This window comes from Pseudolactococcus laudensis (assembly GCF_013449735.1).
GTDB classification, from domain to species: Bacteria; Bacillota; Bacilli; order Lactobacillales; family Streptococcaceae; genus Pseudolactococcus; species Pseudolactococcus laudensis.
Genome location: NZ_JACBNY010000005.1, coordinates 67,215 through 93,029 on the forward strand (window position 1 = coordinate 67,215; position 25,815 = coordinate 93,029).

The 25,815-nt window shown below is 39.7% G+C and carries 18 protein-coding genes and 1 pseudogene; 2 read left to right on the top strand and 17 right to left on the bottom strand.

What is annotated here, in order from left to right; genetic code table 11:
• Positions 1-92: 92 nt before the first annotated feature.
• From gyrB to HZR21_RS04675, 12 genes and pseudogenes are all read right to left on the bottom strand, one after another.
• Positions 93-2,054 (bottom strand): DNA topoisomerase (ATP-hydrolyzing) subunit B, encoded by a 1,962-nt coding sequence (gene gyrB / locus HZR21_RS04620; protein WP_219605572.1) that lies wholly within the window; start codon positions 2,052-2,054, stop codon positions 93-95.
• Between the two features lie 303 nt (positions 2,055-2,357).
• Positions 2,358-4,027: pseudogene (locus tag HZR21_RS04625) on the bottom strand (FAD-dependent oxidoreductase).
• A 107-nt stretch (positions 4,028-4,134) separates the two neighbouring features.
• Positions 4,135-4,734 (bottom strand): HAD-IA family hydrolase, encoded by a 600-nt coding sequence (locus tag HZR21_RS04630; protein WP_180746648.1) that lies wholly within the window; start codon positions 4,732-4,734, stop codon positions 4,135-4,137.
• Positions 4,731-5,636 carry a DMT family transporter gene (locus tag HZR21_RS04635; RefSeq protein WP_180746649.1) on the bottom strand — a complete coding sequence of 302 codons (906 nt, stop codon included), beginning with the start codon at positions 5,634-5,636 and terminating at the stop codon, positions 4,731-4,733. Before HZR21_RS04635 ends, HZR21_RS04630 begins: the two co-directional genes overlap by 4 nt.
• 33 nt (positions 5,637-5,669) lie before the next feature.
• On the bottom strand, positions 5,670-7,148 hold the full coding sequence (gene abc-f, locus HZR21_RS04640) for a ribosomal protection-like ABC-F family protein (RefSeq protein WP_343037646.1): 1,479 nt from the start codon (positions 7,146-7,148) through the stop codon (positions 5,670-5,672).
• A gap of 499 nt (positions 7,149-7,647) precedes the next feature.
• Positions 7,648-7,950: a PTS sugar transporter subunit IIB gene (locus tag HZR21_RS04645; RefSeq protein WP_040525803.1), complete on the bottom strand. Its 303-nt coding sequence runs from the start codon at positions 7,948-7,950 to the stop codon at positions 7,648-7,650.
• A 123-nt stretch (positions 7,951-8,073) separates the two neighbouring features.
• Complete coding sequence (locus HZR21_RS04650) at positions 8,074-9,297, bottom strand: FtsW/RodA/SpoVE family cell cycle protein (protein WP_180746650.1); 1,224 nt, start codon at positions 9,295-9,297, stop codon at positions 8,074-8,076.
• A gap of 123 nt (positions 9,298-9,420) precedes the next feature.
• The gene (locus tag HZR21_RS04655) at positions 9,421-11,523 is read right to left on the bottom strand and encodes a heavy metal translocating P-type ATPase (protein ID WP_180746651.1); all 2,103 of its coding nucleotides are present in this window, start codon (positions 11,521-11,523) and stop codon (positions 9,421-9,423) included.
• A 72-nt stretch (positions 11,524-11,595) separates the two neighbouring features.
• Positions 11,596-11,796, bottom strand: a complete 201-nt coding sequence (locus HZR21_RS04660) for a heavy-metal-associated domain-containing protein (protein WP_180746652.1) — start codon at positions 11,794-11,796, stop codon at positions 11,596-11,598.
• Complete coding sequence (locus HZR21_RS04665; RefSeq protein WP_180746653.1) at positions 11,793-12,260, bottom strand: CopY/TcrY family copper transport repressor; 468 nt, start codon at positions 12,258-12,260, stop codon at positions 11,793-11,795. The genes HZR21_RS04660 and HZR21_RS04665 overlap by 4 nt, the downstream gene beginning before the upstream one ends.
• A gap of 90 nt (positions 12,261-12,350) precedes the next feature.
• The gene (locus HZR21_RS04670) at positions 12,351-13,007 is read right to left on the bottom strand and encodes a thiamine diphosphokinase (RefSeq protein ID WP_180746654.1); all 657 of its coding nucleotides are present in this window, start codon (positions 13,005-13,007) and stop codon (positions 12,351-12,353) included.
• 64 nt (positions 13,008-13,071) lie between these two features.
• Positions 13,072-15,045, bottom strand: coding sequence for an NAD(P)/FAD-dependent oxidoreductase (locus tag HZR21_RS04675; protein WP_180746655.1), 1,974 nt, complete (start codon positions 15,043-15,045; stop codon positions 13,072-13,074).
• Between the two features lie 305 nt (positions 15,046-15,350).
• Between HZR21_RS04675 and HZR21_RS04680 the strand changes: the two genes are divergently transcribed.
• Positions 15,351-16,460: a lactate oxidase gene (locus tag HZR21_RS04680; protein WP_180746656.1), complete on the top strand. Its 1,110-nt coding sequence runs from the start codon at positions 15,351-15,353 to the stop codon at positions 16,458-16,460.
• Positions 16,461-16,768: 308 nt separating this feature from the next.
• Here HZR21_RS04680 and recQ read toward each other — a convergent pair whose 3' ends face one another.
• On the bottom strand, positions 16,769-18,568 hold the full coding sequence (gene recQ, locus HZR21_RS04685) for a DNA helicase RecQ (RefSeq protein ID WP_180746657.1): 1,800 nt from the start codon (positions 18,566-18,568) through the stop codon (positions 16,769-16,771).
• Between the two features lie 145 nt (positions 18,569-18,713).
• Here recQ and HZR21_RS04690 point away from each other — a divergent pair, with 145 nt between their 5' ends.
• On the top strand, positions 18,714-19,064 hold the full coding sequence (locus HZR21_RS04690; protein WP_003138278.1) for an iron-sulfur cluster biosynthesis family protein: 351 nt from the start codon (positions 18,714-18,716) through the stop codon (positions 19,062-19,064).
• Between the two features lie 686 nt (positions 19,065-19,750).
• Here HZR21_RS04690 and HZR21_RS04695 read toward each other — a convergent pair.
• The 4 genes from HZR21_RS04695 to leuS form a co-directional block, all read right to left on the bottom strand.
• Entirely contained in the window at positions 19,751-20,686 is a 936-nt protein-coding gene (locus HZR21_RS04695) for a glycosyltransferase family 2 protein (protein ID WP_180746658.1), read from the bottom strand.
• Positions 20,687-20,902: 216 nt separating this feature from the next.
• A complete protein-coding gene (locus HZR21_RS11735) occupies positions 20,903-21,559 on the bottom strand; it encodes a hypothetical protein (protein ID WP_246307806.1) in 657 nt (218 codons plus the stop codon).
• Complete coding sequence (locus HZR21_RS04700) at positions 21,511-22,980, bottom strand: DUF3329 domain-containing protein (protein WP_246307807.1); 1,470 nt, start codon at positions 22,978-22,980, stop codon at positions 21,511-21,513. The genes HZR21_RS11735 and HZR21_RS04700 overlap by 49 nt, the downstream gene beginning before the upstream one ends.
• A 306-nt stretch (positions 22,981-23,286) precedes the next feature.
• Positions 23,287-25,782 carry a leucine--tRNA ligase gene (gene leuS / locus HZR21_RS04705; protein WP_180746659.1) on the bottom strand — a complete coding sequence of 832 codons (2,496 nt, stop codon included), beginning with the start codon at positions 25,780-25,782 and terminating at the stop codon, positions 23,287-23,289.
• Between the last annotated feature and the right edge of the window lie 33 nt (positions 25,783-25,815).

Here is a 25,815-nt window from a genome sequence, read left to right on the forward strand (position 1 = left end):
CTTTATTTTACCATTTTTTGTTAGTCTCAACAACTAACACACAATTTTCAAATTAACGACATCAAAAAATGACCTACTAAAGGTCATTTTTACTAAATATCAATTGTTGAGTATTGCGCATTGGCTTCAATAAAGTCACGACGTGGTTCTACTCGATCTCCCATCAACATATCAAAGATTTGATCAGCTTCAGCGGCATCCTCAACACTGACTTGTGCCATCGTCCGATGCTCAGGATCCATGGTTGTTTCCCAGAGTTGGTGATCGTCCATTTCCCCAAGCCCTTTATAGCGCTGAACGATAGGCTTGCGATTACCTGTTGTCATCTCAAGCACAGCTGTTTGCAGTTCTGTCTCTTGGTTCACTCCAGGTTGGATATAGGTAATCTTATCACCTAGTTTTACCCCATAAATCGGTGGCTGAGCGATGTAAACATAGCCCGCTTCGACAACAGGGCGCATATAGCGATAAAAGAGGGTCAACAATAAGGTTCTAATATGAGCCCCATCGACATCGGCATCGGTCATGATAACTAATTTTTGATAGCGCGCTTTAGACACATCAAAATCAGCACCAAATCCTGTTCCCATAGCCGTAAATAACGAGCGAATTTCTTCATTAGCCAGGATTTTTTCCATGCTGGCTTTTTCAACGTTGAGGATCTTACCACGAATTGGCAAGATAGCTTGGAATTCACGGTTTCTACCAGACTTAGCTGACCCACCAGCCGAATCTCCTTCGACGATGAAAATTTCGGTTTGCGTCGGATCATTTGAAGAACAGTCTGCCAGTTTTCCTGGTAGATTTGAAATTTCAAGACCAGATTTTTTGCGTGTTACTTCACGCGCACGTTTAGCTGCAATTCTAGCCTTGCTGGCTAAAATTCCTTTTTCCACGATACGTCTTGCGACCTGTGGATTTTCCAAAAGAAAAGTGCCGAATTCTTCACTAAATAGCTTGTTAACAATCCCTGAAACCTCAGAGTTGCCGAGTTTTGTCTTAGTTTGACCTTCAAACTGCGGATTCGGATGTTTAACTGAAATCACAGCTGTTAAGCCTTCACGAACGTCATCTCCAGTTAGATTTTCTTCATTTTCCTTAAGGAGTTTGTTAGACTTAGCATAGTTGTTAATCACGCGTGTTAAGGCAGTTCTAAACCCTTGTTCATGCGTGCCGCCCTCATGAGTACTGATATTATTGGCAAAAGATAACACCATTGAATGATAACTACCTGTGTACTGCATGGCGACTTCGACAGCTATCCCTTCCATCTCACCTTCTGTGAAAATGGCGGGTTCAAATAGAACAGTCTTTTCTTCATTGAGATATTCAACATAAGACTGAATCCCACCCTCATAGTGATAGTGAAGGCTTTCAGCCTCTTCTGGCCGTTTATCAGTGATTGAAATGCGCAAGCCACGATTCAAGAAAGCTAACTCACGCACACGTTTCGCTAATTTTTGGAAATCAAATTCAGTTGTTTCTGTAAAAATTATTGGGTCCGGTGTAAAATGAACTGTTGTCCCATGACGATCAGTTTCACCAATCATCTCCAAGTCACCGCCAACCACACCGCGATGATATTCTTGGTAATATTTTTTGCCTTGTTTAAAGACTGTGACATCTAACTGAGTAGATAGGGCATTTACAACAGATGAGCCTACACCATGCAGACCACCTGATACCTTATAGCCGCCACCGCCAAATTTACCACCAGCATGTAATACTGTAAAGACAGTCTCAACCGCTGGGCGACCAGTTTTTTCTTGAATATCAACTGGAATACCTCGGCCATCATCAACAACGGTAATCGAATTATCAGGCTCGATAAAAACCTCAATATGTGAGGCAAAACCGGCTAAGGCTTCATCAATCGAGTTATCCACGATTTCCCATACCAAATGGTGCAGACCTTCTGATGAAGTTGAACCGATATACATACCAGGACGCATCCGTACAGCTTCAAGGCCTTCTAATACTTGAATCTGACTGGCGTCATACTCCGCTGCTTTTTCTTTTTTATCTTGTATCGCTTGTAATTCTTCTGTTGTCAACTTTCGCCTCTTTCATTATATTCAATCAGTTAAAAAGTAACACACATCTATTTCAATCAGAATGATCACTTTCTACTATCATCAGTTTATAACTGGTGATAGCGTTTCTACCACAGAAAATCATTTTGTAATCAAATAACCTAAAGATGTCCGACTTTTAAGGGATTCAATACACAACACATTGATATAATTATACCACAATTCACGATTTTTTGCTTGAACTTTCAGGAGATGACAGGTGCCTTTAAAACAGAATCAAAACAGGCTTTGATTAACAAGTTTACGATTGACTAACTTATCTAGTTACTCAAGCTTTTCCTTGACTTGCTGAGCAATTTCTTGATAATGATCATTACACCTGTCAAATTATAAACAGTTTTAAAACCTTCATGCCGTAAAATATTTTGTGCGGCATTGCCCGCAACTCCTTTATAACAATAAACAATTGTCAATTTGTCCTTATCCAGATTAACTGATTGATCGCGTAACGCTGATAAGGGAATATGAATCGCACCAGGAATGTGCGCTTCTGCATAGCTTTCAGCTGTTCTCGCATCGATAATAGTCATTTCAGTGTGTTTATCTTGTAGAGCTAATAACGTCTGAGGCGTCATCAAAGGAGCAGTATTCAATGCATTTGTGAGCGCCATTCCTGTATAGGCAACCGCATCTTTTGTCGTTGAAAAAGGCGGTGCATAAGCTAAATCCATATGGAATAAATCTTCGGCTTTTACACCTAGCGTAATCGTTGAGGCAAAAATATCAATTCGCTTATCTACACCCTGTGGGCCAATAATTTGAACCCCTAAAATGCGATGCGTCTGTTTATCTGCAACAGCTTTAATCACCATATCTTTTCCCGCCATATAGGTTGGCTTATCTGGTTTGATATTAAACAAAACAGCAACCTCATACCCTTCAGCTAGTGCCTCTTTTTCAGTCAAACCGGTTTGCGCAATGGTCAGGTCAAAGAAACGTAAAATACCCGTTCCAAGAATTCCTTGAAAACGTAACGCCCCACCTGTCATGGCATCACCTGCTATTCTCCCCATCTTATTAGCGGTTGTCGCCATTGGTCGATAAATAGGTTTACCTGTAATCACATGAAAACTCTCAGCCACATCTCCAACAGCATACACTCCTTCTAGATTAGTCTGTAGGCTCGTATCTGTCGCAATCGCGCCTGTTTCACCCAAAGTCACTCCAATTGAAGTTGCTAGAGATGTATTGGGGACAACACCCGTTGCTAAAATATAAAGGTCCGCTTCAAGAACATTGCCTTGGCTCGTAACAGCGGATTCAAGGCGCGTCCTACCATTAACTTCGACAATTGTTTCTTCTGCTCGAAACTGAATGCCTTGCTTACGCATCTCCTCTTCAATACGAATTGACATATCCCAACCAAAATGTGGCATCGGATGCTTGCTGCGTTGTAAAACAATCACATCTAGCCCTTGTGTCTTCAATTGCTCTGCCATTTCAAGACCAATGTAACCTGCGCCAACAACAACAGCTGTTTTCGGCTGATGTTCATCTATGAATGACTTGATAATTTTACCACTGTGAATATTTCTAACTTGAAAAACATTATCAAATGCCTGATTTTGAAAAACTTCTGGCGTCTGATAGCTAGCACCCGTTGCAAAAACTAGCAAATCATACTTATCTTCAAAAGTCTCACCCGTCAAGAGATTTTTGACCAGAACTTTTTTGGCTGCGTGATTAATACTCAAGACATCATGCGATGTGTGAACGTCAACATTGTGTCGCGCCTTAAACCATTGCGCATCGCGTGGCGTCAGTTCATCAAAATCGCCAACTTCACCTCCGATAGCATAGGGAATACCGCAAACGGCATAAGAAATATCTGTATCTTTATCATAGAGTGTAATCTCCGCACGCTCAGTATTGCGACGTGTCTTAGTTGCAACACTTGTCCCTGATGCAACAGAACCAATAATAATAATTTTCATAGCCGTTCTCTTTCTTTTCTTATCTTTATCTCCAATGTATCCAATTACTGTAAGCTTGTCAAGAATAAAAACATCATGCGCCAATGGCACATGATGTTTCAATCTATTTATAGGTCCAAAATATCAATTAATTTAGTGACATGATGCGTCGCCTTAATCTTTTCTTGGTCTTCCGGTGCGAAATAAATCGTATCGATATGCGCATTCTGACCCGCAAGAATATCGATATCTCTATCCCCAATCATGACAGGTTGCGCAGGATTGTAAGTATCAAGCAAGTAATTGATTGAGTCCGGACTCGGTTTTCTAGCAAAGCCATTACTAGACGTCACGACTTCCGTGAAATAGCTAGATATCCCTGCAGCCGCAAGAATCTCTAAAACCTGGTCATTACGATGCGAAATCATAAAATTCCGATGACCACTTTCGACAATGGTTGCAAGCACACGGACAGCGTCTGGAAATAAAACAGGTGTCGTCAGGGTTTGGGCCTCTCTTTTTTTGTAGATGGCTATGAAATCAGGCAAACTAGCTGCAAATTGAGAGACTGCAAAGTCAGTCGATATCCTAAGTGCATCGTAGACTGCGTCATAAGCAACATTGACCCCAAAGTCTTCCAGTAAAACCTCATGAAAAGCAGTCGCTGATGTTTGATAGTTATCAAGTAACGTTCCGCCTAAATCCCAAATATAATCTGTATAACTCATGATTTTCCTTCTTCTAATGACAGTAAAATAACGCTGACTAAGGTCACCAACATCGAAATACCAATCACCGCATCAAATGGCATGTCGAACAAAAAGATACTAAAGACTGCTGCTAAAATTGGTTCCATAGCTGCGCAGACCTCTGCAACAATAGGTGATACGTATTTGATTGCGCTCATGTTAAACATGAAGGCGACGGCAGTACCAATGACTGCTACACCAAGTGCTAACAAGAGACTAGCAGGCGTAAGCTTAAAGTCAAATTGCCAGACTGGATGAACGCAGTTCATAACAAATCCTGCAATGAGCATCCCCCAACCTGTCACATTCATGACATCATACGTATGCAAGAGACGCTTTGGAATCAAAGAATAAGATACGACGGCAATCGCTGATAACATTCCAAACAACAAAGCCAGTGGCGATAAAGTCATGGCTGAGATATTTCCGTGAGTTGTCAGAAAAAAGATACCTACCATAGCAAAGATGACTAAGATTAGCGACTTTAAGTTGGGTTTCTGTCGGCGAAAAATGGCAAGATATCCGAGTAAGAAAATAGGGGATGTAAATTGTAGAACCGTTGCTGTTGCGACACCTGCCACTTGAATACAGGCATAAAAAGTCAGTTGTACCATTAAAACGCCAAAGATGGCATAACCAAATAATGAGGCATAATTCTTCTTGTCTTTCCAAATCGACAAAAACTCCGATGGTTTTTGAATTAAGGAAATCGTCAATAAAATCAGACCTGCGATAGTCAAGCGAAAGGTTGTAATCCATAGCGCGTTCCCACCATACTGTTCAAAAAAGATTTGACCAAAGACGCCAGAAAATGCCCATAAAACACCTGCTAAGATGGCATAAATTGTGCCTTTAAAAATGTGAGATTTGCTATTTTTCATTCTTATATTTTAACATAAATTTTGAGATTTTTTTCACTGACTTGTATCATTGTTGAATGGTGTGAGTTCAATGACCTGGTCAGCGATATTTTTGACAAATGTGACATCATGTTCAACGACTAGCAATGCGGGTTTAACCGTTTTTAGCAATGCCTCAATCTGTTCATGGTTGAAGACATCCAAATAATTCAAGGGTTCATCCCAGATGAAAAGTTCAGCGGATTGAGACAGAGATTTAGCCAACTCCACCTTTTTTTGTTGGCCCATGGACATGTCTTCTATTTTTTGATGAAAAACAGCACGTTCCATGCCTAGTTTTCTCAGGTTATTGAGAAAGAGACTATAGTTTAGCTGATGATCATACGCAAATGTTTTCAAATCCCCACGATTGTCATCATAGATCTGACGAACGCGAGAAAAATTAAGGTTTTTATTTTTAACTAACTGAATTATTTTTTCTAGTAGTTGAGATTTACCAACACCGTTTGGTCCTGTAATAGCCGTGATTTGACCAGCACTTTGCGCCAAATTAATTGGCGTAAATAAAGGTTGTCCTTCAAATGATACCGTTAAATCTTTTTCAGTCAATAGAATCTGTCGATGACTGGGTGCATAAATCATAGATAAGGCATCAACCTTTTCTATATTCTTGAGTAATTTTTCTTTTTCAGTAATTTCTGAATGTATCCGATGCTCTAGAACCTTAGCTTTTTTCATCTGACGAGCACTTCTAGCACCGATAAAGCCTGTGTCTCCAATCGCACCACTCCCCTTTTTACGGGGGGCACCGTACTTATCCTTTTCTCGACTACGTGACCATTCCGCCTTGTCACGTGCCGTCTGTTTCAGGCGACCAATTTCTGACTTGAGTTTATCATTTTGCGACCATTCAAAGTCATCGCGCTGTTTCTTCTGTTGTTCATAAGTCGAAAAATTCGATGCTAGGAGTGCCAAACCATTGCGCTCAATAGCAAGTAAGTGATCCGAAACCTCGTCTAAGAACTGACGATCATGGCTGACAACGATGTAACCAGATTTACTCCGTTTTAAATAGTTGGCGATTTTAGCACGACTAGCCGCATCTAAGTAGTTGGTCGGCTCATCAATCAAAGGAAAATTTGCCTCATCAAGGAAAAGACCTGCTAGTAAAACCTTGGTTTGTTCACCTCCAGATAAGGTATCAAAAGGCCGCCACAAAATATCTTCTGGTAAACCAAGTAGATTCAGTTCTCTTTGTATCTGCCACTCTGGGGCATCATACAGTTCATCTAAAATGAATTTAGTCAGCTGCGCCTTGTCTGGAATCGTTTGTGGAAAGTAGACAAAATTCACATCAGACTGAATTCGACCAGCATATGGTAACTCACCGAGCAATAATTTCATCAGAGTTATCTTACCTCGACCATTTCTTCCAACCAAGGCTAGTTTCCAACTGGCATCAAAGGTGACAGTTACATCTTCAAAGATCATATTGTCAGCATAGCTAAAGCTCATATTTTTTAATTCTATCAAAAAAGCACCTCCAGTAACTTAAATTCTTAAGCCGAAAGTGCCTTAAAAAGCCTTGATTTTACTGACAGAGTCATGCATAAAAAGAGAGCATGTTAGTTCTGACATACAAGGTGAAAAGTCCGCACAAATAAGCTTAATAAAAATTCGTTAAAAATTTTCAATCACTTAAATGCGCAATGGACCCCACCTTATCAACGTTTGAACGCCGATACCTTCATTATTTTTTATCATTTTAACACAAAAAAACCACCTTTTCAAGTGATTTTATTAAGGGTACCTCTAAAAACTGCTTTTGCGGCTGCGGTTACTCGCCGCATAAAGTGCTTTGATGACTTTTGAGCTAAATTTTTCTAGCGATAGGCATTGCGACAAAGCTTGCGGCTGCGATTACTCGCCAAAGAAAGTGCTTTGCTACTGCAAGATGCGGAGCAATAACGACGCGATAGGAAAATTTAGCCTAAAGGGGCAAATCTGAGTTTTTAGAGGTGTCCTTAAACTTTTATCCTTTAAGTTCGATAGCAAGATCAAGACCTTTATCGCCTTGCATCAAACCATACATTTGCATAGGAATATCTTTAACTGGTGTTTCTGGGAATTTCTTAGTCACTTCGTCAACCATGTAGCGTGCTTGTGGGCCAATCATGATAACGTCAGCTTTAGGACCTTCTGAATCTACTTCTGCAAGTCCGTAAGCTTTAACGTCAAAGTCAAGACCACGTTTTTCAGCTTCTTGTTGCATTTTTTGTGCAAATAGTGAAGTTGACATGCCTGCTGAACAGAATAATTTTACTGTAGTTGTCATTTGTGAGTACCATCTCCGTTTACATTGTTTTTGTTGCAAACGCTTTCTTTTATTTGATAAATTAATTATATAACAAAAATACCACTTTGCAAAGTGGTATGTGATATATTTGTTGTAATACAGTTATTCTGTTCTGTAACGTTCTGTTCTACTCACTTGATTTTTGAGGTGTTCCAGCGTGAATTCCGGTTCCTGATTATATTTCATAGATAATACTAAGCCTATCCCAATCAAGTTACCAATAAGCGAACTCCCCCCTTGAGAAATGAACGGCAGTGGGATACCCGTCAATGGTAGTACGCCAATATTCGCACCGATATTTTCAAAAACATGGAAGAGAATCATCATCGTAATCCCAGTCGAAACATAGATATAAAACTGATTATTGGCACGAATCGTTACCCGAATCATGCGATAGATTAAAATAAAATACAAGAAAATGACAAACGCTGAACCTAGGAAACCAAAGTTCTCACCTATAACCGTGAAAATCATATCAGACTCACGTACTGGAACGCTGATATTAGCAACGTTAAACCCTTTACCAAACAAGCCACCAGTCCCAATTGCCAATAAGCCTTGGGCTTGCTGGTATGTTGAGCCTTGCGCATTAGCAAATGGATCCCGCCAAGCGTCTATCCGTAGGATCTGATAGTTATCCATACCAACAGATCTTAAAAAATCTCGTCCGGCATCAAAGGTTGTGAGAAAAATAATCCCACCGCCAAGCAAGGCAACTACACCCACAACAGGTAAAATAAGCCGCCAAGAAATACCTGAAACAACAACAATACCTGCAAAAATTGCCATAAAGACGAGCGCGGTACCAAAGTCTTTTTGTGCTGCTAATAGCACCATGACTGGCAAGGTTACCAGAAACATATATAAAATCAGCAAGATATCATCTTTTAACAAACGTTTCTTTAGCTTATTTTGGAAACTCACGACGACTCGTGCCATTAGTAAGATATAGGAAATCTTCATGAATTCAGAAGGTTGAAATAGATTACTCCCTCCCAGATAAACCCAGTTTTTAGCACCCGTCAACGAAACCGTTAAAGGATCATAAAACTTCAAGGGTAGAATCATAAGTACAATACCAAGACCATATAAAATTGGTGTAAATTTCCAAAGCATCTTAGCATCGAAATGCATGACAACAAGTGCCACAACAACCCCAGCAATCCCCCATGTAATCTGTTGTGTCATGACTTTTGCGACACGAGTTGGATAATCATGGTTTGTTGCTATATAAAGCACTAGTAGACCTATCAAATTCAGCAAAAACGCTGGTAAAATCAACGCGTAATCAATTCGGCTATCAAAAGTTAATTTTTGTTTTTTCATTATGCTTTATTATATCACACCCCACTCAGCAGTCCAAGACCAGACTAAGCAAAATTTCCCAACCATATGGTAACAGACTGATACACCTTAAAATCAAAGCCAAACAAAAAAACCAACACATGGTCAGATTTTTTTCGTATTAAGCATGAGTGAGCTCACAATGACACTCACACTTGATAAACTCATCGCAAGCGCTGCAAACATTGGATTTAACAACCCAAATGCCGCAAGCGGAATCCCAACAAGATTATAAATAAAGGCCCAGAAATAATTTTGATGAATCTTTCCGACTGTCTTTTGAGACAAACGAATCAAACTGATAATTTTCGACAGCGAATTTTCGGACGTGATAACCACATCCCCCGACTGCATGGCGATATCACTACCTGACCCCATAGCCACACCAACCAAAGCACTGGATAGAGCGACAGAATCATTAATGCCATCTCCAACCATCATAGCATCTGCTGTGCTACTGACGACTTGTGCTTTTTTCACTGGATTAGCTTGCGCAATCACTGTATCAACATTGACAAATGCATTGATTTTAGCAGCTGCCGTCTCATTATCTCCCGTCAACATGGTTGTTTTGATGCCCATTCGGGCAAGGTCGGCTATCGTTTGAGCAGCGTCTGCTTTGATTTCAGATGAGAAGGTCGCAATACCTAGTAGATTTGTCGCAGTTGCTAGATAGATGCTAGTGTCTGAGGATGCAGAAACGTCTATCCCCTGCTCTGCCATTAAATCAGCATTCCCTGCAAAATAAACTTGACCCTGAATTACCCCAGTTAGACCACGACCAGCCAATTCTTGAAAGTTTGAAACAGGTAACGGTTCTGTCTGCTTCAAAGCTTGTGCCAAGGGGTGGTTAGAAAAACTTTCCAAGCTAGCTAGAATTTGAAAGTCTTCGTCAGACCCTGACCAATTAGCCAGCTGAAAGTGACCTGTCGTAATCGTGCCAGTCTTATCAAAAATCACAGTCGAGATATGCTTACTGTGTTCAAGTGCGTTGGCATCTTTAATCAAAATACCGTTTCTAGCGCCCAGACCCGTTGCCACCATGACAGCCGTGGGTGTCGCTAAGCCTAGGGCACATGGACAAGAAATGACGAGCACACTGGTCGCATGTAAGAGCGCTTGACTGATATCTTTGGTGAAGATGGCTGTTAGAAGGAAGGTTATCAAGGCGATGCCTAATACGACGGGGACAAAAATGGCTGAAATCCGGTCTGCCGTTTTCTGAATTTCTGGCTTGATGGCCTGTGCTTCTGACATAGCTGCCATCATTTGTGAAATGGCAGAATCATCCAACGTATGGATGACACGTGCTGTGATAACACCATCCAAGTTGACTGCACCTTCCATGACTGTTTGACGCACTGTTTTCGTTACGGGAACCGCTTCACCAGTCAGTGAAGATTCATCAAAACTTGCACGTCCTGTTAGGATTTCTAAGTCTAGTGGCACACGCTCACCTGGTTTAACGAGAATGACTTGATTTTCGGCAATCGTCTCAACTGGTGTCTCAATTTCCTGATTATCCTTTAGGAGATGAACCGTTTTAGCCTGTTTCTTTTGCAGACTATAAATCGCAGCAGATGTATTTTTCTTGGCCCGATTTTCTAGATTTTTTCCGAGTAGGACTAATGTGATAATCACCGCAGCAGATTCAAAATTAACTGCTGACATATTCCCCATGAACAATCCAAAAACGAGACTGGAAATGTAGGCAACACTTGTGCCAAGTGCAACAAGCACATCCATATTAGCTGACTTATTTTTCAAAGCCATGTAGGCACCTTTATAAAATCTAGCCCCAAAAATAAACTGAACAGGTGTGGCAAGAATTAACTGCATGATTGGATTATGAAAAATCATCAAACTATGCACATGTAAAGTACCAGCAACCATACCAAGTAACATTGGCATGGTTAAAATAGCTGACAGTACAAAGGACCAAAAAAGGTTTTTCTCTGCGCGCTCCTTTGCCTGACGAATTTTTTCACGATGCGCTTTATCATCAACAATCGCACCATAACCTGCTTGTCGAACTGTTTCTATCACGGTCTCAACATCACAGTCATCCTGCATCACCACTTTGGCTTTTTCTGTTGCCAAGTTAACACTGGCTTCTAAAATTTTATCAGAGTCATTCAACGCTTTATCAACGCGCATCACGCAGTTAGCACAGGTCATGCCTGTAATGACAAAAGATTGTGTTTTCATATTAATAGTCTTTCCTATTTTTAAAAAAAGCAGTGGCTTATATTCGAGCCACCGCTTTATCACGATACTAAACTAGACCACTTTATAGCCAGCTGCAGCAACCGCTGCACTTAACTGTTCAAGCGGCGTATCTTCTGATTTCACAACTGCTTCACCTTTTTGGAGGTTGACTTTAGCAGATGCTACTCCAGAAACACCTTCAAGCGCCTCAGTCACGTGTGACACACAGTGTTGGCAAGTCATGCCTTCAATTTTTAAATGTGTTTTAATCATGAGATAACCTCCATTACTTTCATATCATCAGTTGCATGATCATGGTCACAAGTACATGCACTGAACTTTTCTAAACAATCGCAAGTCACATGACAAGCTGGCGTCTTTTCCGCTAATGCCTCACGAATAATTTGCAGATTTTCTGCCGTAAGCTTAGCATCATCAATTAAATTGACCAAAACATCCACATGCTTTTTAGCGCAAACCTTATCAAGTAGTTCTTGACCCATCAAGCCGACTGCCTCACATTCAGACATGGTCGGTGTATAGATAAATTTCCGACCTGATTTTGTCGTTGCAAGCATTTCTTTTTTTACTAACCGCCCTAAAAGGGTCTTTATTGTTGCGACAGACCAGTCATTAGATGCCGCGATTTGACAGGCTATTTGGTCAACGGATGCTTGCTCCAAAGTCCAAATCGCTCGCATCACGACCATCTCTGAGTCTGATATATTTATTTTCATATCATCACCTCTATTTATAGTTTACAACTGTAAACTATAATTGTCAAGTTAAACTACTCTATAAATTTAATAGTTGTCCTTTCGACTTACTCAATCCCTGGATTGAATCACCGCAACTATTCCTGTTTCGAAGTCAATGGTAACAGGACGCTTATCAACAAACTCATTTGAAGAAAGAGAAAAATTTGACGGAAAATCAGTCTTTGGCAAGTCATACTTGGCTTGATTGATTGAAAATCCTATCACGGGGGTCAAACTAGCAAAAGCCAAATAAGTCATCTGAGGGATTTTTCTTAGCATATGTCGGCCTGGCCCTACAAATCTGATAACATTTTGTGCATCTAGCAAGGTAATTTTAGACAATAACTCAGAAAATATAGTTTGCAAAACCAAATAAAATATCTGAATTTCATGGTCAAATCGACCGCCCAATCCACCCAAAATTAAAATGTCGCTAGCGTCCGGAAACTGTGTCATAGCAGTTAAAACTGCAAGCTCTAAATCTGTATCATCTTTTTCAGCAGGTGATTGCTGGATGTCATCTGCATAAGCACGAACCGCCGCATATTCTTCTGAATTCAAACTATCAAAATCACCAATTGCAAGATGAACTGGAAAACCAGCCTGCATCAAACGATATGCACCACGGTCCACACCGATAAAAAAAGTATCGGCGTTACTTGTATGTGCCTTAATTAAAGCATCAAAAGCTGTTGCAGGTCCCCCTGCTAAGATGACTATTTTCATAAGTTTCATTATATCAAAAAAAACGCCCTAAGACGTTTAATTCTGGATGATTTGTGTTCTATTTTTATTTATATAAGGATTTAGATTTACCATACCACCAATTAAAGAAATGTTTTTGTAGCCAAGGCTGAATCCATTTATCCAAGCCAAACGAGCGACCTGAACCATTCATCAGGGCGATAGCGGCGAAGATGAACCAGATGTTGACCCAATAGAACATACCTGAAAGGGAGAACATGACAGTCAAGGCGGCAGTTGCTGCAGCTGCTATCCAAGTGAAGGCACCAACAATTAAGGCAAGTGCAAGGGCAACTTCGACAATCGACATGAATTTCTGCATGAAAAGTGCCACTTCTTTGTTTGGAATCATGAATTTGAAGATAGGCTCTAACCAGTTTGGAATTTTGTCTAGGACTGCCATTGGTTCATGGCCATAAGAATAAGACAATCCAAATTCAGCGGCTGATTTTGTCGCTTCAGCTGCACCAGATGTTGCTGCACCACTGGCTGCTGCTGTGGCATCGGCTGCTTTCGTTGCTGTCTCAGCTGCACCTGTTGAGGCTCCGGCTGCTGCATCCGCTGCGGTTGACGCTGTTTCTCTGAGCCATGCAAATGGAAAATGGAGGTCATCTGTAAACCATGACCCTTTACCAAACCAAGTTGTGGGATTCAGGAGTTTGCCGTCGCCGACCACTTTGGTAGAGGCCTCTGTCAACCACACAAAACCATAAAAAATACGTAGAGGAACCGACCAGAGGACATTACCTAAACGAGAGGTATGTCCACGGAAAATATTGCGCTCATTTGGTGTGTGGAAGAATTCATTTTTTAGGTAAGTGAAGAAATACCAGAGGCTGCCAATTTGCAAGATATACAAGATATTGATCAAGTGTTTAACTGCCATGGCAAAGAAACCTGACAAATGGAATTTGCCCATGAGGGATGCGACACCCCATTTAGAACCCACTGATACCATAGTCCCTTGATATTTACCGACAAATTTGTGTTTTTCGCCGCCTTTGATATCTGCGATGATATTTTCAGAGGCTGTATGCGCTGTTTGTTCAGCAGCTTCAACGATTTGTGGTGTTGGGCGACCTGTTGCCTCTTCGATGAAACCTGACACGTCACCAGCGACATAAATCCCTTGACCTTCAAAGCCTTGTGCTTCCATATAAGCATTAGCTGTTAAGCGATGACCACGTTCACTTTCAGAAAGACCATAAGCTGCGGCTTGGGTATTGCCTTGTACACCAGTTGTCCAAATCAAGGTATGGGTTGGAATATCAGCGCCATCTTTGATTTTGATATGGTCAGCTGCGACTTCTGTAATCGCGTGATTTAAAAGAAGGTTAACGTTTTTCTTGCCGAGATACTTGACCACTTTATCGGCATCAGAACGATCTAAAGTGTTGAGAATCGTTGGCATCATTTCAACGACATTGAGCGTGATTTCTGATTCATCTAGCTTATAGTCACGCGCTACGACTTGTCGCCAATCGATAAGTTCACCGACCATTTCAATTCCGGTAAAGCCAGAACCCGCTACGACAAAATTAAGCAAAGCCTTGCGTTTGGCCTCGTCATGTTCAAGCGATGCTTGTTCAACAACTGTTTCTAGATGACGTTTAATTTTAAGTGCATCTTCCATTGACCACAAGGTAAAGGCGTTTTCTTTAACACCTGGCACGCCAAAATCGTTTGGTTCACCACCAATAGCTACGATGACATAATCAAAGTCTAAAACACCACTCGCTTTTGTTGTGACTTTTTTTGCTGTCTTGTCTAATCCGATAACTTCATCTGTCAAAATTTGCACATTCTTACGATGTGCAAATAATTTTTGCAAATCATATTGCGTATTGGCAAATGGTACACGGCCAGCCGCAACTTCGTGTAACTGCGTCATCATCGTTTGATAGCTGTGTTTGTCTATCAAGGTGATTTCTGCTTCATTTTTAAGTTTTTTAGATAAGGTTTTGGCCGCCTTGACACCAGCAAAGCCAGCACCAATCAAGATAATTTTCTTCTTAGACATTGGAGGTCTCCTAATATAATAAATTCTAATTTTTTTGTAAAAACCTACATTTTAATTATAGTCCATTTAGTCAGAAAAGTAAAATTAAAGTAAGTTAACTTTTGAAATATTTGACAAATAAGCGCATAATAAAATTGTAAATATTTAATGAGTCTAGTCTGGCTAAATTCTGGGTAAAATAAGGATTATTTTTCTATTCTTAACGGAATAAAAACTGGCTTACAGACTTTATCAAATGCAGTGATACATGTTCACTACATTGTCAATTGTCGTATTTCTTATTTCATAGAAAAAAGGAGCACATCATGAGTTACATCACTTCAACACAAGAACGCCACATTGATATCGTGGATATTCCAGCACTTGAATCCAAAGTTGCAGTCAATATGGCAAAAGGCGCTTTCGGTTATCTGTCTGGCGCTGCAGAGGACGAATTAGTTTTAAAAGCTAATCCCCTTGCTTTTAACCATAAATTGATTGAACCACGTGTCTTACAGGATATTGAAAATCCTGATTTGACAACTGAATTTTTGGGTCTCAAACTCTCTGCACCTATTATTGCCGTCCCAATTGCAGCACATGGTCTAGTCCATCAAAATGCTGAACTTGATACAGCTCAAGGTGTTGCGGATGCTGGCACAATTTTCAGCTTATCAACTTATGGCAATGCAACCGTTGATGATGTGGCTAAAGTTGCTCCTGAATCGCCTAAATTTTTCCAACTTTACATGAGTAAAGACGATAACTTCAACCGCTGGATTCTCGATAAAGCCGTCAAAAATGGCTACAAAGCGATTATTCTAACTGCCGATTCCACTCTTGGTGGCTATCGTGAGGCAGATATTGTCAACAACTTTACCTTCCAAAATGTCATGCGCAACTTAGAAGAATGGTCTAAACTATCTTCTGACGGTGAAACAGGCTCTGGTGAAGGCATCGCAGCCATTTATGCTAAAGCCAAACAAGCTTTAAGACTGAAGGATATTGCTTTCATCAAAGACTATACGCACCTACCCGTTTTCGTCAAAGGCGTTCAGTCTCCTAAAGACGTTGAACCTTTGATTGAGGCTGGGGTAGATGGCATCTGGATTTCTAATCACGGTGGCCGACAATTAGATGGTGGTCCTGCTAGTTTCGATGTTCTAGCCAATATTGCAAAAGTTGTTAATAAACGCGTGCCAATTATTTTTGATTCCGGTGTCCGTCGGGGACAACATGTTTTCAAAGCGCTAGCAAGTGGTGCTGATGTTGTGGGCATCGGTAGACCAATGCTTTGGGGCCTTAATCTCGGTGGTAGTCAAGGTGTGACCGATGTCTTCAATCATTTCAAAAAAGAACTCCTGATTACCATGCAACTAGCAGGCACACATAATATTGCTGAAATTAAAGCAACAGAGCTGTTGGACGCCAAATAAACAGAGGGATAAAAATGCATGCTCTTAAAAATAGGCGATGAACAATCGGTGATAGTAATCGGCAGCCGTTCATCGTCTATTTCTGTACGACTGCTCGATCAATTTAAAAAAATAATATCAAATCGGTAGGAAAACCATTGAGTTTTTACCAAACCGGTATTCTATTGGCAAAACAATACGAAAATGGTAGGAAAACCATTAATTTTTTACCAAATCGGCATTCTTTTGACAAAACAATGCGAAATCGGTAAAAAACTGTTGCTGTTGTGCAAAATTAAAAAAACGCCTATTCTATAGAAAAGGACGTTTTAGCTGGCATAGTCTTGGATTACTTTGAGAAAAGCTTGACCAAATTGGTCGGCTTTTTTTTCGCCAATGCCTGAGACATTCAACATATCGGTTAAAGATAGCGGTTTGGCATCTGCCAAATTCATCAAAACTTGGTCTGAAAAGACCATGAAAGGTGGAATTGCCAATTCTTTGGCAAAGACTGTGCGTTGTTTTCGCAGTAATTCAAAGAGTTCACCACCGACTTCCCGTTTCGTCGAACGGGATTTCTCAAGCGTTTCTTTGACTTTAATTTCGCGCATGGTAACCATCTGCTCACCTTTTAAAACTTGAACACCCTTTTCGGAAATACTGAGACCATTATACTCGCCCGCAACATCCAAATAACCATCTGCTACCAAGTAATCAACAAAGCTATTGAGTTTTTTGATTGACCAGTCTGCCATGAGACCATAGGTTGAGAGCGTGTCAAAGCCTGTCCAGAGCATTTTTTCGGGCAATTTACCGCGTAGCACATTCACGACTTGCGTCCGAGAATAGCTGCCTTCACGTAACTGGCTCATCCGGACGATATTTGACAGTACCTTCTGAGCATCAACTGTCACATCAATCAACTCGCGGTCATCCGTACAATTGGAACAGATTCCACAATCAGCCATCTCTTCACCAAAGTACTGGATAATGTAGCGCTGTAAACACATTTGAGTGCTGGCAAAAGCTGTCATTTCCTGTAATTTAGCAAGTTCTTTGTGCCGATATGCGGCATCTTGATTATCAGCCATGTCGATGAAAAAACGTTGAAGTTGAATATCACGCGCTGAATATAAGAGGACACTCTCACTAGGCAAACCATCTCGTCCTGCACGACCAATCTCCTGATAATAAGCCTCAATAGCCCCCGGCATTGTCAAATGTAGAACATAACGGACGTTGGTTTTATTAATTCCCATGCCGAAGGCATTGGTCGCGACGATGACTTGAAAATCATCATAGAGAAAGCCGTTTTGAGCTGATTCTCTATCCTCATCTGACATGCCGGCGTGATAACGGCCAGCAGAAACACCTGATTGTTGCAATAATTCCCATACTTCATCAACTTTTTTACGTGTTCCGGCATAGATAATGCCCACATCAGCTGGATGATTTTTAACATAAGAGCGTACATACTTGCGTTTTTCAGCGTCTGTCAGCCCTTTTTCGATTTTGATAGCGAGATTGGCTCTAGCAAATCCTGTCACAATCGTTTCTTCAATATTTAAAATACGAACCAAATCGGCTTGTACTTTTTCTGTTGCAGTCGCCGTCAGTGCCATGACATTAGGATGATTACTGAGACCTTCAATTAAGTCAACTGCTCTCAAATAAGCAGGTCTAAAATCATGCCCCCATTGGGACAAAACGTGTACTTCATCAATAACAACCAAACTCAAATTTAAAGACTGGATAAAGTTATAAAAATAAGCATCTTCTAGGCGTTCAGGTGCAACAAAGAAAATTTGATAAACGCCTTGTTTGATATCATAAGTACGATTTTTTATATCCTCAAAATCTAGCGAGCTATTTATCATAGTCGCAGAAACACCAGCCGCCACCAACTCATCAACCTGATTTTTCATCAATGAAATCAAAGGTGAGACAACCATCGTCAGACCTTCTGATAAAATCGCTGGTATTTGATAAGTCAGCGATTTCCCACCACCTGTAGGCATGATGCCGAGTGTTCGTTTACCAGATAGAACACTGTTAATAATTGCTTCTTGTCCATCTCGAAAACTTTCATAACCATAGATGGATTTTAATATATCGTGTGCAGTTGTCATGTTTTAATTATAACAAAAATCCATCATTTTCTGTTAGATACACTCCACTGACATTCGACTTACATCTGTTATTAAGACCAAAATCAATCGCTTTCTTTTGCAAAAAAGAGAACGGAGCGGTATAATAACTGTAGGAGGTAATCTCATGAAAATTACATTTGACGAACAAGTACTTGCTAGACTAGCTGACTGGTCTGATGCCGATATTGTATTAGATTTTGATAATACAATTGGTGAAACAGGGCGTCCTGTGGAAGGATGTTCCATTGGTACCAACTATCGTTTGATTGCCATTGATAAAGGTACAGTCCCTGATATCTTTGATATCGTCATCGCGTCAAACTTTGCGCCCCTACATTTTAAAAAATACGGTGAAATGTTCCTTGAAAACGACATGACTATCACTGAAAATACAGACAAACGTGTCCAACTCAAAGCTTCAGGTGAGGTGATTGACAGCAATGTTCAAATTTTAGACTATCGACAAGCTAAATAATTAGATACTTTATCAAATCTTGTAGGATAGCTATTTCCCCTATAAAGAGAGTAACACTTTACATTTTAAGATTCACTTCACTAAGCGAATTCTGTTTTTTGATAACTCATAACTTCAAGTATCATGGTTAAACGAACAGGAAACACCTTTCCTCAATCTCGTTTAGCCATGATTTTTGCTAATTTCTTCATGTTCAGTCATGCCAAAGTAAGAGAAAGCTTCGTGTGCATTTTATCTCGGTCATGTTCCCTTCAATTTCCTTAATCATTTGACACATATTTTGGATACCAAAAAGGTATTGATAATCGAAAATTTAATCAACATAACAAGGGCAAGGCTTGTCTGCCTTATTCAAACCTATATTTATCACAACTATATCATAGATAAAGTCAAAATCAACTTATTAATCAATATATCTTAAAAGGTGGTCTTGAGGCACATTTGACCATAGTCAATCATTGTTTATTTATGAAACATGACTAAACCTTCCTAATCACTGACTTGAAACCTTATTTTTACAAACAAAAAAGACAAACTGCAAATTGTTTTGAAGTTTGTCTTCAGTCTGAATCAAGTATTGAATACTTGATTTTTTTGTTAGTTTGATTATGAAAGAAATAGAGGGATTATAACACGAAACCTCATTTTTCACGATTTAAAGAACAATTCCTATTTCTCTTGAAATACTAATCTTCTCTTTTACAATGACTTTCTTTAATAATATAATTGGGACGCTTTTTGACCTCTGTAAAAATTTTTCCAATATACTTTCCAACAATACCTAGACAAAAAAGTTGCAACCCACCCAAAAATAAAATGATACAAACAAGAGAAGGCCAACCTGGAACAGGATTTTGTTTCACTAAATTATCCAAAAAGAAATAGATCATAGCTAGTATAGAAATGATACAACTCCCCAACCCAACAAGTGTCGCAAAAGTTAGGGGTGCTTCTGAAAAATTAATAATGCCTTCAAGTGAGTATTTAAAAAGCGACCAAAAATTCCAGGTTGTTTCTCCTGCTGAACGCTCACGATTCTCATAGGATATGTAGTAAGTATCAAACCCAACCCAGCTAAAAATTCCCTTAGAAAATCGATTCACTTCATTTAACTCTAAAATTGCATCAACCACTTGACGCGTCATCAAACGGAAATCACGAGCGCCATCAACCATCTCTGTGTCAGAAATACGATTGATGACTTGAAAAAATTTCTTTGCAAAAAAAGAGCGCAATACCGGTTCACCAACACGATTAGAACGTCTTGTCCCAACAATATCATAACCTTCTTCGATTTTTTCGTACATTTCTGGCAAAAGTTCAGGTGGGTCTTGTAAGTCAACATCCATGACCGTAATCAAATCTCCTGTTACAGCCTCTAAACCAGCAAGTAATGCAGCTTCTTTACCAAAATTCCTCGAAAAAGAAATGTAATTCACATTTGTATATTTATTTGCTGCTTCTTTTAAGCGAACCAACGTTTCATCTTTTGACCCATCATTCACAAATAGATATTCAAATTCAAGTGACATGTTTGACTCAACTTGTTTCATTTCTTGGAGATAGATGTCAATCGTTTCTTGCTCATTGTAACAAGGTACAATGATTGATAATTTTTTCATATGTTACTCTTTCTGATCTAATTTTTTAGCGCTGATGTCATATTCATCCAATGTTATATTAATTATAAAACATTCTGGTAACTAATACAAATATTTCAAAAATCTATGACTAGGTCTATATGGCACTTTGTCAAAAGGAAACATTTTTTGTGTCAAAAAATCGTATGGTAAATTTTTCCACACGATTGATTATAGACCCTAAAAAAAGTAAACTTTTTATTTCTTCATCTTTTGATTAAGCCAGATGTCATAAGCACCAAAGAGTAAGAAGCCTATCAATAGCGCATAAAGACTTGTAAAGCTTCCTAAATCTTTCCAAAATGGTATCTTAGTCATCTTAATTTCCTTATCCCAAGTCGTGTTGGCATCAATAGGTAAGGTCATTGTCTTTGAACCATTAATTTGATAACCCTTCGGTAAATTAATGGTCAGTACTTCGCCTGTCAAACCTTTAACATCAGTTGTGCTTATATTATCGCCATTTTTATCATTAAAAAACAAAGTAACGATATTCCTCTCAGGGCTCACTTTAATGTCTATCGTTTGCTCAAATGATTGATTGAAAACATAAGATTTGGGATTATTTTTAAGCGTTTGGTAGCCTTTGGTTGACGCATTGGACAGATCATAGTTCTCATTATAGGGCGACGTAATTTTTTCAGTTGCCACAATCTGATTTGTTGTCACATTCACATAACGAATCAATGCATTGCGGAACCACGGTTTATCTGCCGGTAAATTACTATTATTTGGCTTCTGATCTGTTTTTTCAGTAGTTAAATTAGGTGAACTTTCAGTTTTTAACACTTTTTTAGGCGCAATAGTTACAATTGTTTTTTGAAAATCCCCAAAATATTTATCATAGGTAGCCATCGTCCATCGACTAATTCAATATTTTTATCAGAAACTTTTTGTAGGGGAACTGTATTATCCAAATAAACTTTATTTAACCCATAATATTTCGCGAGCCATACATTTAACCATTCTTTTTCTGGTTTATCACTTGCAACTAAATATGGCGTTCCAGCATAAGGATTATAGGGATTGGTCGTGATAGGCATTCCTGGAACATGCGCCGAAGTTTCTTTATCTTTTTTAACTTTTTGAGCAATCGATTGAGCAGTATAAAAATATTGATAAGAATTTTGTATATCTTTTAAATTATAGGCATAACTTGGAATTGCCACAAAAGTGAGTACAAATACACCAATCATTAAAGGGACTGCCGTTTTAACTTGTTGTAAGCGGAGTTCTTGCCAAGCTTCAATCATCAGCAACAAAGCGATAATAAACAAGACATTACTAGCAAACCAAAGTCGTGCAGGCGTAATCGGTGAAGCCACAATTGCAGCCGAACCCGCCAAACCCGAAACAAAGAAAATCAGACCAGCTGCTACTACTACTTTCGTTTTTTCAGTCCATTGATGACGCCTTAAATAAAGCAGACCTCCAAGCAAAAGAATAGCCAGTATCAAAAGTCCCGAATGCTGTATGGTACCTAAAAAAACATCACTTAAACGCTGTAATAACCCTGCCGACTTGCCATAATTTTGTGTTTCCGCGGAGCCCGAAGAGAGCGTTAGCTGAATACAAAAACCAATGCCAGCTCCAAATACACCAGCAGCCTGAGTAAGGATATGCTCACTAGGCGATCTTTTATAATTAAAAATCATAAAAAGAAAGGCAAGCAAAACAGCAGTCGAGCCGCCCACTTCATTTGTTAGTCCTGTCAAAAGCCCTAAAATAAAGAGCCCTAGACTTATCCAATTATTGCTGACAGCGATATCAAATCGAAAAGGTAAGAAAAATAAAATAATCACTAGGCTTGGCCAGAGATAATTTTCTGCACCACTTACCCAAAGTACTGTTGACCCCAAGCCGGGAATAAAAAACCACATTAAAAGAAATGTCAAAGCCAAACGGACAGGTTTTAAAAAGGCTTGTTTGCCACTCACAAGAACATTGAATAAAAAACCTACCAACACATAGCTAACGGAATTAATGATATTGAACAAGCCTTTAGGAATTTGCATCGCAAAAATTTCAAATATAATCGAGGTCATTCTGGCATTCCAAATCGTCATATGCGTATGCACTGCCGAGATCCAATCCCATAAGTTCTGGTATTCCCTCAAGTTTTGACTAGGCCAAGCACCCGTATAGACAAAATGATATAGAAAATCATCACCTGTATAACCTGAAAACCGATTCAAATTCAGAATAAAAATAAAGTTAATACAGAGTACAAGGACACTGAGTACAACAAGTAATATATTATATTTCTTTTTCATCATGACATTAATAATCCTTCAAAAATCTCTTAGTAGCATTTAAATCTATAGCAACTTTTGCTTTAAATATTCGAATACGATGATTCCTATTTTTATCACAAACTATTTGAGTACTTTTATCAATCATTTTAACAATTACCTCCTAATTTATTCACAATATACTATACTATACCACTTAAAATTAGAAAAGTATAGCAATTCAATTTAGAAATCAAAGGAACGAATTTTTTTATGCAAAAAAAATCGTTTAGGAAATTTTCCCAAACGATTGATTATAGAGCCATTTTTTTAATGGACTTTTCTTGACGCTTAATTTGCCACAATGTTAACTAATTTATTAGGCACTGCAATCACTTTACGGACTGTTTTACCTGCAATTAAGTCTTTTATCACATCATTTTCAAGGGCAATTTTTTCCAATTCGTCTTTTGAGGCACCTGTTGGTACCATAACTTTAGCTTTATTTTTGCCTAATACTTGAAGGACGATTTCGACCTCTTCATCTTGAAGTTTACTGTCGTCAAATGTTGGCCAAGCGACATAAGAAATGCCTGCTTCACCAGTCAATGTTTGCCATAATTCTTCACCCAAATGCGGTGCGAATGGCGCTAATAACTGAATGAATCCTTTGGCATAATCAAGTGGCAATTCAGGTAATTTATTAGCGGCATTGACAAAGATCATCAACTGAGAAATCGCTGTGTTAAATTTCAAGGCATCCAAATGTTCAGTGACTAACTTAACCGTTTCGTTATAGACACGATCCAGTTTACCATCATTTTCAATCGTAATCGTTTTTTCCGTGATTAAACGGTAAACACGCTCTAGGAATTTATGTGAACCTTCAAGACCTTCTGTTGACCAAGCGATACTTGCATCAAGTGGTCCCATAAACATTTCATAAAGGCGTAACGTATCCGCGCCGTACTGCTCAACGACATCATCCGGATTGATAACATTCTTCAACGATTTCGACATCTTAGCAGGACCTTGCTCAAGCTCTTCACCATTTTCCAGATTATAGAACTTCCCATCACGCGCCTCAACCTTATCAGATGCCACAAGCGCACCACGACCATCGCGATAGCTTGTACCTAAAATCATCCCTTGATTATAAAGTTTTTGGAACGGTTCTTTGGTTGGCACTACGCCAATGTCGTATAGGAATTTATGCCAGAAACGAGCATAAAGCAAGTGAAGGACGGCATGCTCAGCACCACCGATATAGATATCAACCGGTAACCACTCTTTTAAGAGTTCTGGATCAGCCAACTGCTCGCTGTTTTTCGGATCGATATAGCGAAGGAAATACCAGCTAGAACCCGCCCATTGTGGCATAGTGTTGGTCTCACGACGACCTTTAACACCATCTTCACGTGTGACTGATAACCAGTCAGTTAGGTTGGCAAGTGGCGACTCACCAGTCCCTGACGGTTTAATGTCACTTGTTTTAGGTAAAACAAGTGGTAAATCTTGTTCTGGGACAGCTGTCGATGTACCATCTTCCCAATGGATAATTGGGATTGGTTCACCCCAGTAACGTTGACGGCTAAAGAGCCAGTCACGCAAGCGATAAGTCACTTTTTCTTGACCAAAGTTATGCTTTTCTAACCACTCGACCATTTTAGCAATGGCTTCTGACTTATCAAGACCATCTAAGAAGTCTGAGTTAATGTGTAAACCGTCTTCTGTATAAGCTTCTTTTGTGACGTCACCACCGGCAATAACCGGAATGATTAGTAAATCGAAAGTTGTCGCAAAGTCCCAGTCGCGTTGGTCATGAGCTGGTACGGCCATGATGGCACCTGTCCCGTAGCTTGCAAGGACGTAGTCTGAAATCCAGATTGGGATTTCACGGCCATTAACTGAATTGATGGCATAAGCACCAGTCCAAACACCTGTTTTTTCTTTAGCAAGGTCTGTTCTCGCCAAGTCAGATTTGAGGCTGGCTTGATATTGATATTCTTTAACAAACTCAGCTTGACCTGGACTTGCGATTTGGTTGACCAACTCGTGTTCTGGTGCTAAAACAGCATAAGTCGCACCGAAAAGTGTATCAGGACGTGTCGTAAAGACGGTGAAGTCTTGGTCAAAGCCTTTGATTTTGAAATCAACATTAGCACCGACTGACTTACCAATCCAGTTGCGTTGCATATCTTTAACTGACTCTGGCCAGTCCACATCTTCAAGGTCATTTAAGAGACGTTCAGCATAGGCTGTGATTTTCAGCATCCATTGGCGCATCGGTTTGCGAACGACTGGATAGCCACCACGCTCTGATGTACCGTCAGGTAGTACTTCCTCATTTGAGATAGCTGTACCAAGTTCTTCCACCCAGTTAACCGCTACTTCTGCTTCATAGGCCAGGCCTTTTTCATAAAGTTTGGTGAAAATCCACTGTGTCCATTTATAGTAATCTGGATCTGTCGTATTAATTTCGCGCTCCCAGTCATATGAAAAACCAAGGGCATTGATTTGACGTTTGAAGGTCGCGATATTTTTCGCTGTGAACTCGGCAGGATCATTACCTGTATCCATGGCATATTGTTCAGCAGGGAGACCAAAAGCATCCCAGCCCATTGGGTGCAAGACATTGTAGCCTTGTGCCCGACGCATACGGCTGAGAATATCCGTCGCCGTATAACCTTCTGGGTGACCGACGTGAAGACCAGCACCACTTGGATAAGGAAACATATCTAAGGCATAGAATTTCGGTTTATTTTTATCAGTCCCTGTTTTGAAGGTCTTGTTTTCAGCCCAAAAAGCTTGCCATTTTTTTTCAATTGCTTGATGATTAAAAGTCATAATATTCTTTCTGTTGGTTAGTGTTAGTATTCT